The sequence below is a fragment of the Erwinia sp. ErVv1 genome (assembly GCF_900068895.1).
Classification (GTDB): domain Bacteria; phylum Pseudomonadota; class Gammaproteobacteria; order Enterobacterales; family Enterobacteriaceae; genus Erwinia.
Genome location: NZ_CDPK01000002.1, coordinates 18,361 through 30,339, shown reverse-complemented (window position 1 = coordinate 30,339; position 11,979 = coordinate 18,361). Strand labels below are relative to the sequence as shown.

The window sequence follows — 11,979 nt, the reverse complement described above, 5'->3', positions numbered from 1 at the left end:
TCACGGGCTGTCGGGATGCGGTTCAACAAAAATCCCGTCCTGATGGCCAATTTCATTAAAGAACCAGATGCCCATGGGGTAATCATCCAGTGACACCAGGTACATGGTTCCCTCACTGAAATCCTCCACGGCCAGCACCCTGCCCGGCCGCCGTGGCCCGCCGTCAGTTTTCACCGTCACCCGATCGTTAACATTCATTCGTTTCTCCCGTGGTTAATCCCTGAAGTTTACCTTATTACAACCGCCTTACACAGCGCAGGATACCCGCGCTTAGCGCCGGGCAATAATCCATACCGCATGGACGATACCGGGGATGTAACCACAAAGCGTCAGCAGAATATTCAGCCAGAAAGCCCCGCCGAATCCGACCTGCATAAACACGCCCAGCGGAGGAAGAAGAATAGCCACTACGATACGTAAAAAATCCATTTTACCTCCAAAGCGTTGAATGAAATTTATAATACACTGATAATTATAGACCTTTACGACAAAGCCGCCAACTACCCGGCAGGTGCCGTTACCGGGCAGGGCCCGGAGATTTTCGTTTTCTTAACGTTTCGCAGGCAGACTTTTGACAGGGCGGGCGCTTACACTGTATTCACTGCACCAACCCCAAAGGCGCAGTCAACCTAAAAAGTAACAAGGATTTTTGCCCGCGCAGCGCGGGCTTTTTTTCGCCTGGCGAAACCTGCCTGTTCTGTAAAATGCCTTATGGCGACGCCCTTACAAATAAGCATTTTTTCATTCCCGGGTAACAGGCAAAAAAATCCCGGCCAGTGGCCGGGAATGAAAATTCATGATAATGAAATTCGGTACAGAGAAATTCTCTGACCTGAAAATGATAACGAATTTCACAACTAAGATAAATCTGAATAACCTGCCCGTAACTGTACAGTGAGTACTTTTCTGTAAAGCTTTTTCCTTTCTCTGCCTTGCCACACCCGAGCTGATAAACACTTTCTTAAAGAAGGGGTATTCACTCTCTGAGTTAATTTTTTAAGAGTATTCCTAACACCCAGGCCTTTTCTCCTGCGTGCTGAGATAAAGCCACCCTACTCAATTGCCAGTCGGCGCTATACTGTAATGATAATGCAGCATTTTTACATCAGACTGCTTGAGGAGGTAATGGCTATGCCCAGACTTTCAGACCCGCTGATGATAGTCACCGATTTGGATGGCTCACTGCTCGATCACCACACCTACAGCTGGGAGCCCGCACAGGCCTGGCTGGACCGCCTTATTGGGGCTGAGATCCCGGTGGTGATTTGCTCCAGTAAAACGGCGGCGGAGATCGCGCCGCTGCAGCGCGCGTTAGGCATTACCGGCATGCCATTTATCAGTGAAAATGGCGCGATTGTCGACGGTGGCAGCATGGGTAGCGTGCCGCCAGTGGCCCAGCAGGGTCTGGAGTACGCTGCGCTATGCGACAGGCTGGACCAGCTCCGAAGCCGGTATAATGCTAAATTCATTGGCTTCGCCGATGTCACGCAAAAGGAGGTTGCGGACTGGACGGGGCTCAGCCCGCATGATGCTCTGCTGGCGAAACAGCGCCAGGGCTCAGAGAGTATTATCTGGCGCGACACGCCGGAAAAATTCACCCTGTTTCAACTCTGGCTTGCCGATGAAGGGCTTGAACTGGTACAGGGAGGCCGGTTCTGGCATGTCATGAGTCAGGGAAGCGGAAAAGGCGCCGCGCTGGCGTGGTTACTTGAGCATCTCTCTCCGCCTTCCTCATCGCGCTACCTTACCGTCGGGCTGGGAGATGGCCCTAACGACGCGCCAATGCTTGAGAACACCGATTACGCCGTCATTATCAAAGGCTACAGTAAAACACCCGTCAGACTGTTACGACGCGATAGCGAGAATATCTTTCACAGTACGCACTTCGGTCCACAAGGCTGGAGCGAAGGGCTGACACATTTTATCACCCGGGATTAAGGTTGCCTGCTCGCACCGTTTTAAGGGGAATGCAATGAGTGATTTTTTCCAGAATGGGGTAATAACTAATTTTCATAATCTGACCGCCAGGCCCGTTGAAGACCTTGAAAAGGATTTAGTCCGTTTTTCTGAGAAAAGAAAAATGGCGCTCATTCTGCCCTCGCTTTTTTCGGAGCTGGAAGGGCCGGCGCTGGGTCATATTGTTGATGAGCTGGCAAAGGTTCCCTATCTTGAGGAGATCGTGATTGGCCTCGACCAGGCCGATCGGGAGCAGTTTCTCCACGCGCGTGAGTTTTTCTCTCGCCTGCCCCAGCGTCACCGTATTCTGTGGAATGATGGCCCCCGCCTGAAGGCGCTGGATGCCGAGCTGGATAAAGAAGGGCTGTCGCCCGCCCAGCCAGGTAAAGGCCGTAATGTCTGGTTCTGTACGGGTTATACGCTGGCATCCGATCGCTCGTCCTGCGTGGCACTGCATGATTGTGACATTGTCACCTATGAGCGCGGTATGCTGGCCCGCCTGCTCTACCCCCTGGCTAACCCCGCTTTTCAGTATGAATTTTGCAAAGGCTTCTATGCCCGGGTCGCTGATAACAAGCTTAACGGGCGGGTTGGCCGCCTGCTGGTTGGCCCGCTTCTGCGATCGCTCCAAAAAGTATATGGCCATTCTGAATACCTGGACTACCTCACCAGCTTCCGCTATCCGCTTTCGGGTGAGTTTGCCATGCGCACCCACGTGCTGAATGGCATTAAAATCCCCGGGGACTGGGGGCTGGAAATCGGCGTGCTGTCCGAAATTTATCGTAACTACACCACCCGGCAGAGCTGCCAGGTCGAAATTGCCGATAACTATGACCACAAGCATCAGCCCCTGTCGGAGGAGAACGGCACCGGCGGACTGCGCAGAATGAGTAACGATATCGTCCAGTCCCTGCTGCGTAAGATGGCGACGATGGGGGTGAATCTGACCAGCGATTCGTTCCGCGTACTGAAAGCGACCTACTACCGCAACGCACTGGATATGATGGAAATTTACCATCATGAGGCCACGATGAATGGCCTGAAGTTCGACCAGCATGCGGAAGAAGCGGCGGTAGAGATGTTCACCCAGTCGATTCTGGAGGCGGGACAGTCGTTTATCGAGCGGCCCAATGAGAAGCCGTTTATCCCCAGCTGGAGCCGGGTACAGTCTGCTTTCCCCGATATTTTACATCGTATCTATCAGGCCGTTGAAGAGGACAACGCAGGCAAGGTGTAGGGTGCTGCGGCAAGCGCAAATAGCGAATGCCGAATGCCGAATAGCGAATGGCGAATGGCGAATGGCGAATGGCGAATGGCGAATGGCGAATATAGGCTGCAATCAATCGCGGCAATAAAAAAGCGAGTAAGTCACCTTACTCGCTTTTTTTGTCCGCTCAGGCGCCAGAACAATCAGATTTTGCAGCCTTCGCAGTCCGCTTCATCACTGAGTTCTTCAGGCACTTCCGCGGCCTTTTTGCGGGCATTGGCTTCAGCCTGTTCCAGCTGCGCATCAATATCAAATTCAAAAATATCGTCTTTCATGGGTTCTCCGTAAACGGTAGCGGCTCAGCTGCTCTTTATACTGATTAACGGCGTACTCTGGCAATCAGATTTACCACCAGCAGCACAATCGACCCCACCACCATCCCGACAAGCAGGCTGGCCAGATTGGTTAGCAGAGAAGCGGTCAACCCGCTAAAGCCGCTGGTGTAACCTTCAATAAGCTGCGCCAGTGCGTGAACGCCATGCACGATAATCCCGCCCCCCACCAGAAACATTGCCAGCGTACCGACCACGGTGAGGATCTTCATCATCCACGGGGCCATTGCCAGCAGCGCACCACCAATACCCTGTGCCAGCGATGAGGGTTTCTCTTTCAGCCACAGCCCCAGGTCATCTATTTTGACAATGCCGGCCACGATACCGTAAACGCCGATAGTCACCAGTATCGCAATACCAGACAGGATCAGGACCTGATTTAAGAGTGGCGCTTCTGAGACAATACCCAGCGTAATGGCAACAATTTCTGCGGAGAGGATAAAGTCGGTGCGCACGGCCCCTTTGATCTTTTTCTTCTCGAACTCAGCCGCATTTTGCTGAGTGAGATTTTGCAGCCGTTTCTCGCGGGCCTCGGGCGAGTGCTCTGATTTGTCTTTACTCAGGCTGTGGATGACTTTCTCCATCCCCTCATAGCTGAGGTAGGCCCCGCCAAGCATCAGCAGAGGGGTTATCGCCCAGGGTGCCCAGGTGCTGATAATCAGCGCCAGCGGCACCAGTATCAGCTTATTCAGAAACGATCCTTTTGCCACGCCCCAGACCACGGGGATTTCACGGTTAGCCTTAACGCCGCTCACCTGCTGGGCATTAAGCGAGAGATCGTCGCCCAAAACGCCAGCCGTTTTCTTTGCTGCGACTTTTCCCATTACGGAAATATCGTCCAGCAGCGTGGAAATATCATCCAATAGCGTCAGTAAGCTACTTCCTGCCAAAATACCCTTCCTTATTCATGTCCATCATGTTGACAGCAGGGACATACCTGCATCTCTACCACCGCCATATCGGCGATGCCGTCACACTCCCACTCGACCCGTACCGGTTGCCCGTCGGCTTCCTGATGATGCAGATATTTGCTGACCGGGCTTTCCGTCATGCCGGTGACGTCTTCCGTCGCCACCAGCCTGTCGCCGACAAAAATACGCGCCGTGGCCTGCGTCCCGACCATGCGCTCGCCGTCGATTTTGTAGAGCCGACGCACCGTAAGTTTGATACTGCCCATCATCCACCGTGAGAGAATGTTAAAGAGTGTGATCTAAGCAATTATGAACGAGAGATGCAAATTGTCTTCTCCGAATCTGTTGAAGAGGAAAAAAAAGCGGCAATTCATCTGGTTGAACGGAGAAATTAGCGTTAAGTTAACCTACCATTAACAATTATGAAGAAAATCATGCTACGCCGCTCCCCTACTCTTCTCCCGCTACTTATCGCCTTGTTCGCGCTTTACTTTATCTGGGGATCGACCTACTTCGTGATCCGCATCGGCGTACAGAGCTGGCCGCCGATGATGATGGCTGGCCTGCGCTTTCTGCTGGCAGGGGGGGTGCTGTCGCTTTATCTGTTACTGCGCGGTGAGAAACTCCCCTCATGGCGGGCAGCGGGGAACGCTGCGCTGGTGGGCATAATGCTGCTGGCGATTGGCAACGGGACCGTAACGGTCGCGGAGCATCAGAACGTGCCATCCGGCATTGCCGCCGTCATGGTGGCAACCGTCCCCCTGTTTGCCCTGTGCTTCAGCCGCCTTTTCGGCATCCAGACCCGCTGGATTGAATGGCTGGGCATTGCCGTCGGGCTGGTGGGGATAATTCTGCTGAACAGCGGCGGTCATCTGGGCAGCTCACCGTGGGGCGCGATAATTATGCTGGGTTCAGTCAGCTGGGCGTTTGGTTCGGTATGGGGCTCACGGATCACCCTGCCGCAGGGGATGATGGCGGGGGCAATAGAAATGCTTACGGCGGGGGTTGTGCTGCTGATAGCCAGCCAGCTGTATGGTGAAAAACTTAGCGCCCCGCCTTCGCTACAGGGGATGCTGGCGCTTGGCTACCTGAGCCTGTTTGGTTCCGTGATTGCGATTAACGCCTATATGTTTCTGATCCGCAACGTAACACCCGCTGTTGCCACCAGCTATGCCTATGTTAATCCGGTGGTTGCCGTACTGCTTGGCATTGGCTTCGGCGGTGAAAGCCTGAGCTCGCGCGAATGGCTGGCGCTGGCGACAATTGTCCTGGCGGTTATCCTGGTCACGCTGGGTAAGTACCTGTTCCCAGCCGCGCCCAAAGTCCGTCGCTGTGAATGACTCACCTGCCGCCTGGCGGCAGAGTTACATCTGATGGATGCCGAATGCGTCGATTTCCGCATTCCCGCTCCCGGCACAGATCCACTCTTCCAGCCGGGACTGTAGCGCGCCCTGCTCAAGTCGGGTTTTACCCCGCAGGGCGCACTCCCACACCACCATCACCTTCCAGCCTTCGTCGGTAAGCTGCTGAATATAGCGCCGGTCGCGCTCGACGTTCCCCCCTATCTTCGCCATCCAGAATTGGGTGCGCGTCGCCGGCACCTTAAAGAGATGGCAGTGATGGTGATGCCAGAAGCAGCCGTGTGTAAAGATAATGGCCTGATACTGGCTCAGCACAAAATCGGGACGGCCAGGCAGGGTTTTATCCTGAACGTCAAAGCTAAAACCCTGGTCTGCCAGCAGTTCGGCAAGCCGGTTTTCTATTGCCGTATCTCGCGTGCCGATTGCGCGCATATTTTTAGTGCGAATTTCCGCGGAGTGTACATCAGCCATCACAATCTCCTTATGCCCTGGCTAAGTATAGACGCAGACTTACAGGCGATCCCGACGCTGCCCGACGGCCTGTGTTATCCACGGCAGCAAAAGCCTGGCGATGGCCGCAAAGGCCGGTACCACTACCGAGTTGCCAAACTGACGATAGGCCTGAGTATCGGAAACCGGGATGCGGAAGCGATAGCCGTCAGGCTGTTCAAACCCCATCAGACGGGCGCACTCGCGCGGCGTCAGGCGGCGCGGGCGACGCTGCTGGTTTTCGGCATTATCAAAATCGCGTTCGCCCAGCGCCCTGTCCCAGCCACGGTCAATCAGGATCTCCGACCCGTCTTTGTAATAGCGCGCAGAGAGGGTGCGCACCACGCCGTTTTCCCGCTGCGGATCCACCAGGCCGTAGCCGAAACCATTCCCCTTCGCCTGGTGTTTTTTCGCATACTGATAAAGATACTTCCACAGCGTCGGCGTCAGAATGTATTTTGCCTCGACTGAGGGTTCGAGCAGCGCCCTTAACGGCGTCCTGCGCGCAGGATAGAGTGACGAAAGCGCGTCCAGGCTAAAGGACGGCAGTTGAAGATCGCGGCGAAAGCCCACCAGCACGATACGTTCACGGTGCTGCGGCAGGAAATGCTGGCCGTCGACGATTTTAGGATCCTTCGCGCCGCTGATGTTCGCGTCAGCCACGTCATAGCCCAGCTCATCCAGGGTATCCATGATGATGCGGAAGGTTTTACCCTTATCGTGACTCTTAAGGTTTTTAACGTTTTCCAGCACGAAAATGGCCGGTTTCTTGGCGGTAATAATGCGGGCAACGTCGAAAAATAACGTGCCCTGCGCCTCGCACTCAAATCCATGCGCGCGCCCCAGCGCATTTTTCTTGGAGACGCCCGCCAGCGAAAACGGCTGGCAGGGAAAACCGGCCAGCAGAACATCGTGATCGGGAACCTGCTGGTCAATATGCTGGTAAGCCTGCTGTTCGCTGACGCTGGCATCATTGCTCAGGGTCACATCGCGAATATCCTGATTGAAGGTATGTGACTCGGGACAGCAGTACCAGTTGGCTTTATAGGTACGCACCGAGAATTTATTCCACTCACTGGTGAACACGCACTGCCCGCCCGCCGCTTCAAAACCGCTGCGAATACCGCCAATACCGGCAAACAAGTCGATAAAGCGGAACGCGTAATCAGGGTGATGTGCCGGGGGCGAAGGCAGCATTTGCCGGAGTTGGCTCAGTTCTGCTTCGGTAAGCGGTTTGGCCGCGCTGTTACCCTTCGCCCAGCGATTGAGCGCTTCGCGCGTCCACTCATGCTGACCCGGTTCACGCAGCGCCCGGGCAACGGTTTGCGGGTCGTAGATCTCCAGCACCCGCTGGAGCAGCAGACGATCCTGCTCAAATTTCTTCCGATCCTGCTCGCTTGTCTGCCCGGTCAGCAGCAACGCTGCACTATCAATCTCGTTCATAATGACTCAGTTAAGTGTTAAACGCGTGACAGTCTATCACTTAACTGTCCCGGAGCCAGGGGGAAGCATCCTTTAACTGTTCCAGGCTGCCTGAATCTGTATTCACCTTCCAACTGCTATCATCTGCTGTCTTAATCAGGGCTTAACACCCGGCCCCAGGAGAGATTTTTGTTCGCAGGAACGCCTTTTTCCCATTCCCGGCACCTGTGACCGTGACATCTTCCTTCTGCGCCCCTACACTAGCGCTGTTTTGAGAAACTATTGGAGCCTGCCGCCATGAGCGAAATCTCACGTCCCCTTCTGACCCTCCCCAATGGAGCAAAAAAGCTGCTGCTGCACTCCTGCTGCGCGCCCTGCTCGGGCGAGGTGATGGAAGCCATTCAGGCAGCCGGGATTGAGTACACCATTTTCTTCTACAACCCGAACATTCACCCGCAGAAAGAGTATCTGCTGCGGAAAGAAGAAAATATCCGCTTTGCTGAACAGCACGGTATTCCCTTTGTGGATGCGGACTACGATACCGATAACTGGTTTGAGAGAGCCAAAGGCATGGAGTGGGAGCCGGAGCGCGGCGTACGCTGCACCATGTGCTTTGATATGCGCTTTGAACGCACCGCGCTTTATGCCCATGAGAACGGCTTTGATGCCATTTCCAGCTCGCTGGGGATCTCCCGCTGGAAAAATATGGAGCAGATCAACGGCTGCGGCGTACGCGCTGCTGCGCCCTACCCGGATATGGTTTACTGGGAGTATAACTGGCGCAAAAAGGGCGGCTCCGCCCGCATGATAGAGATCAGCAAACGCGAGCGCTTTTACCAGCAGGAGTACTGCGGCTGCGTCTACTCACTGCGTGATACCAATCTTCATCGTAAAAGCCAGGGCCGCCCCCTGATTAAACTGGGCGTACTTTATTACGGTGATGAAGAGCAGTAATCACCCGCTAAAATAACCCGGTCCTGCCTCTTCTCTCCTCCCTTACCCTTTATGGAAGGGAGGAGAGAAATAAAAAGCTTATCCGCAGACGCCCATCATATTTTCTACTGCCCGCCGGGGCTAAATTCCTGCAGCACATCCTCATCGAGTCCACAAAAATCGCCTTTCAGCTCCGCGCACAGTTTTGCCATATAGGTCACCAGAAAATGGGTGTTATATTCCGCCAGCCGACGGCCTTCCGGGGTTTGCATCTGCTCCGGCAATTTCAGAAGCTTCTTCTGAAAATGGTCCAGCGCCCACTCCGCATCATTTAACGGCCTGTCACGCCCCAGCGGATCGGTGCTGTCAAACAGCGAGCGTCCCAGCGCACCGGAGACATAAAATACCCTTGCCAGCCCTATTGCGCCCAGCGATTCAAGCCGATCGGCATCCTGAACGATTTTTGCCTCCAGCGTTTCGGCCTCTATGCCCGCGCTAAAGCTGTGTGCATGAACGGCATGGGTCACCGCATCAATTTTTTGTGGGGGAAAGTCAGGAAAGACCTCCTGCAAAATACGTCGCGCCTCCACGGCAGCCTGAGCGGAAGCAAGGTGCCGTTCCGGGTGATTTTTAGGCAGGTTAACTATATCGTGAAAGTAACAGCCGGTGAGCACCACCAGCTCATCAGCTTCGCTTCCCTTCATTATACGCTGCGCCGTCTGCCATACGCGTCGCAGGTGGGCCACATCGTGTGCCTTGTCGTCCTGAGGCCAGGTTTCATGCAGCCAGCTTTCAAAGCGGTTTTGCCAGAGTATCAGGGACACAGACTTCTCCTTATTATTTGAACTTTTTGAGATGCCATTGGACCAGGGCAGGCGACTGCGTGGTATAGCGGTAAGCGGCGGCCAAAATGAGACCTGCATCATGTTTATAACGCTAAATTAAACCATTACACACTTTTTTCGTTGTTGCATTTTTTATTGCTAAAAAAATTATTTGATTGTTTTTCAGGCAGATGCTTAAACGGATATAATGTACGTTGCGAAATAAGTTTCCCGCTACTTCAATAAAATGCTTTAGAATTCTCACAAAGCACTTGATATAGCATCCCGATGCACCATATCTCTTGCAGAGTGCTGATAACGCCCTTCGCGTCTGTAAGGGACTGTAAAGAAGCAACTGTTGACTGAATAATCCCCTACACAAATAAGGGATATCGCCAGAAGAATAAGACTGAGCGTCTCAGGGGATTGTAAACGTTTACGTGCTAACCTGGTTAGACGCCAATTAAGAAGTATAATTAATGTATATTTACGCTCATCACAAAAGCGTTAAGTGCCAGGTTAAGGTTCAGATTTATCTGTATTGTATTTTTATTTTGGCTGTGATCAGCGTTTCAACCAGAAAGTTACAGGGGTAAAACCATGAAAGAACGCCCGATTTTGTTTAATGATCAACGGGTGCGAGCGCTGCTCTCTGACCAACAACGACAAACCCGACGCATTATGAAGTCACAGTTTTTGGGGCCGGGCCAGGATAACCATGAAGGCTGTTATGGTATTGACGTGCTCAGTAATCACCTGCAGGGAAACCGGGTGATGGGTATGGAAAACTTAAGTTATCATTGCCCTTACGGACAGCCAGGCGACAGGCTCTGGGTGAGGGAAACCTGGCGTGGCCCGCTTATTGATCAAAGCGAAATAGCCGAGTACGAACGTGCGCCCGCGCAGTTTAAAAACCCGCGCTACTGTCAGTATCGCGCAGATACCAGCCAGTTTTCTAACGCCGAAGACGAGGATCCGCATTTTGGCTGGCAGGCGGGCATTCATATGCCACGCTGGGCAAGCCGCATCAATCTGCTGATTACCGGGATTCGCGTGGAAAAAATTCAGGATATCAGCGATGACGACGTTATTGCTGAGGGCGTACAGACTGACTCTCATTTTCTGAATAATTTTTTCACCATGCACCATGAGGCCGTCTCTTCAAAAGATGCCTACCGTAAACAGTGGGCTTTGCAGTACGGCGGCACCAGCTGGGAGGTGAATCCCTGGGTTTGGGTCATTGATTTTACGCGCGTACAAAATTAACCATAACAAACGAGTGTGGGTTGATGATCAAATGGCCGTGGAAAAAACCGGATGCTGCTATCGCCCCCCTGCCCTGGCAGGAGGCGTTAGCTATTCCCATTTTGCGCGGCTTCGATCGGTCCGAACAGCTGCGTCTGACCGCACTGGCAGCCAGGTTTTTGCAGCAAAAGCGTCTGGTGCCGTTGCAGGATGTAAACCTGGATGAGCTGCAATGTGCCCGGCTGGCACTGCTTTTTAGCCTGCCGGTGTTAAACCTGGGTTATCACTGGCTCGACGGATTTAATGAAGTGCTGATGTATCCCGCGCCCTTCCGGGTCGACGATGAGTGGCAGGATGAGTATGGTCTGGTACACCGGGAGCAGTCAGTTCATGCCGGTCAGAGCTGGTTACAGGGTCCGATCGTTTTAAACTGGATGGATGTGCAGGATTCCTTCGATCTTTCCGGGTTTAACCTGGTGATTCATGAAGTGGCTCACAAGCTCGATTCACGCGGAAGCGGTTATACCAACGGCGTTCCCGCTATCGCGTTAAGTGAAGTGGCAGCCTGGGAGCAGGATCTTAACGCGGCCATGAACGCGATACGGGACGAGTTCGAGCTGGTGGGGGAAGCGGCGGCCAGTATGGATGCCCAGGCCGCCAGCGAGCCAGCGGAGTGCTTTGCGGTGCTGTCAGAATATTTTTTTAGCGCGCCGCATCTGCTGAATACTCAGTTCCCGTCACTCTATCGACGCTTTAGCGGGTTTTACCGCCAGGATCCCGCGGCGCGCTTCGGGCTCAACACGACGGTCCATACGGACAAAGTTGGCTATTAAGCCAGCGGGTTGCTTTAAACGCAGCCAGTTGAAAGCCCAAGTGTTTTTTGCTGTTGACAGCCCTGGGCACCCTCGCTAATATGCGCCCCATCGAAACCGATTCCTCTGTAGTTCAGTCGGTAGAACGGCGGACTGTTAATCCGTATGTCACTGGTTCGAGTCCAGTCAGAGGAGCCAAATTTGAGAAGCCCGCTCAGGGAAACCTGAGCGGGCTTTTTGCTTTTCAGTTTCTCCCGCCCTATCGCATATTTCTCTACGAGCTGAAATACCCTCTTTCAAAACAAGCCCCGAAAGGCTTAGGCGCAGCACGCGATAAAGGCGTGCATATTATGTATTAGCTCAGACCTGATCTGACAGTTACCGGTTATTTATACAGGTATCTGTCAGATTACATCTGGCTTAAATT

14 protein-coding genes and 1 tRNA gene are annotated in these 11,979 nt (G+C 53.5%); 7 read left to right on the top strand and 8 right to left on the bottom strand.

What is annotated here, in order from left to right; genetic code table 11:
- Together dsrB and A1830_RS21025 are read right to left on the bottom strand one after the other, a co-directional pair.
- The gene (dsrB, locus tag A1830_RS01665) at positions 1-198 is read right to left on the bottom strand and encodes a protein DsrB (protein WP_067700818.1); all 198 of its coding nucleotides are present in this window, start codon (positions 196-198) and stop codon (positions 1-3) included.
- Positions 199-270: 72 nt separating this feature from the next.
- Positions 271-429 carry a YqaE/Pmp3 family membrane protein gene (locus tag A1830_RS21025; protein ID WP_073980930.1) on the bottom strand — a complete coding sequence of 53 codons (159 nt, stop codon included), beginning with the start codon at positions 427-429 and terminating at the stop codon, positions 271-273.
- Between the two features lie 702 nt (positions 430-1,131).
- Between A1830_RS21025 and A1830_RS01660 the strand changes: the two genes are divergently transcribed.
- Both A1830_RS01660 and A1830_RS01655 read left to right on the top strand, forming a co-directional pair.
- Positions 1,132-1,938, top strand: a complete 807-nt coding sequence (locus A1830_RS01660; protein WP_067702175.1) for a mannosyl-3-phosphoglycerate phosphatase-related protein — start codon at positions 1,132-1,134, stop codon at positions 1,936-1,938.
- Between the two features lie 34 nt (positions 1,939-1,972).
- Entirely contained in the window at positions 1,973-3,193 is a 1,221-nt protein-coding gene (locus tag A1830_RS01655; protein ID WP_067700815.1) for a glycosyltransferase family protein, read from the top strand.
- Between the two features lie 173 nt (positions 3,194-3,366).
- On the opposite strand, the gene A1830_RS23640 is transcribed toward A1830_RS01655, so the two are convergent.
- From A1830_RS23640 to A1830_RS01645, 3 genes are read right to left on the bottom strand one after another with little or no spacing between them, the layout of a single operon-like run.
- A complete protein-coding gene (locus A1830_RS23640) occupies positions 3,367-3,498 on the bottom strand; it encodes a hypothetical protein (protein ID WP_255362060.1) in 132 nt (43 codons plus the stop codon).
- Positions 3,499-3,542: 44 nt separating this feature from the next.
- Positions 3,543-4,445, bottom strand: coding sequence for a DUF808 family protein (locus A1830_RS01650; protein WP_067700813.1), 903 nt, complete (start codon positions 4,443-4,445; stop codon positions 3,543-3,545).
- An 11-nt stretch (positions 4,446-4,456) separates the two neighbouring features.
- Entirely contained in the window at positions 4,457-4,732 is a 276-nt protein-coding gene (locus A1830_RS01645; RefSeq protein WP_067700810.1) for a hypothetical protein, read from the bottom strand.
- A gap of 168 nt (positions 4,733-4,900) precedes the next feature.
- On the opposite strand from A1830_RS01645, the gene yedA reads away from it, so the two are divergent.
- A complete protein-coding gene (gene yedA, locus A1830_RS01640) occupies positions 4,901-5,806 on the top strand; it encodes a drug/metabolite exporter YedA (protein ID WP_082804087.1) in 906 nt (301 codons plus the stop codon).
- Positions 5,807-5,830: 24 nt separating this feature from the next.
- Here yedA and A1830_RS01635 read toward each other — a convergent pair whose 3' ends face one another.
- A complete protein-coding gene (locus A1830_RS01635) occupies positions 5,831-6,298 on the bottom strand; it encodes a very short patch repair endonuclease (RefSeq protein ID WP_067700804.1) in 468 nt (155 codons plus the stop codon).
- Between the two features lie 39 nt (positions 6,299-6,337).
- On the bottom strand, positions 6,338-7,759 hold the full coding sequence (locus A1830_RS01630; RefSeq protein WP_067700801.1) for a DNA cytosine methyltransferase: 1,422 nt from the start codon (positions 7,757-7,759) through the stop codon (positions 6,338-6,340).
- A gap of 276 nt (positions 7,760-8,035) precedes the next feature.
- Between A1830_RS01630 and A1830_RS01625 the strand changes: the two genes are divergently transcribed.
- On the top strand, positions 8,036-8,692 hold the full coding sequence (locus tag A1830_RS01625; protein ID WP_067700797.1) for an epoxyqueuosine reductase QueH: 657 nt from the start codon (positions 8,036-8,038) through the stop codon (positions 8,690-8,692).
- 104 nt (positions 8,693-8,796) lie between these two features.
- Here A1830_RS01625 and A1830_RS01620 read toward each other — a convergent pair whose 3' ends face one another.
- Entirely contained in the window at positions 8,797-9,495 is a 699-nt protein-coding gene (locus A1830_RS01620; RefSeq protein WP_067700795.1) for a phosphohydrolase, read from the bottom strand.
- A 600-nt stretch (positions 9,496-10,095) separates the two neighbouring features.
- Between A1830_RS01620 and A1830_RS01615 the strand changes: the two genes are divergently transcribed.
- The 3 genes from A1830_RS01615 (at position 10,096) to A1830_RS01605 (ending at position 11,750) form a co-directional block, all read left to right on the top strand.
- The gene (locus A1830_RS01615; RefSeq protein WP_067700791.1) at positions 10,096-10,761 is read left to right on the top strand and encodes a hypothetical protein; all 666 of its coding nucleotides are present in this window, start codon (positions 10,096-10,098) and stop codon (positions 10,759-10,761) included.
- A gap of 23 nt (positions 10,762-10,784) precedes the next feature.
- Positions 10,785-11,573, top strand: coding sequence for a DgsA anti-repressor MtfA (mtfA, locus tag A1830_RS01610; protein ID WP_067700788.1), 789 nt, complete (start codon positions 10,785-10,787; stop codon positions 11,571-11,573).
- 101 nt (positions 11,574-11,674) lie between these two features.
- Positions 11,675-11,750, top strand: a tRNA-Asn gene (locus A1830_RS01605).
- The last annotated feature ends 229 nt before the right edge of the window (positions 11,751-11,979 follow it).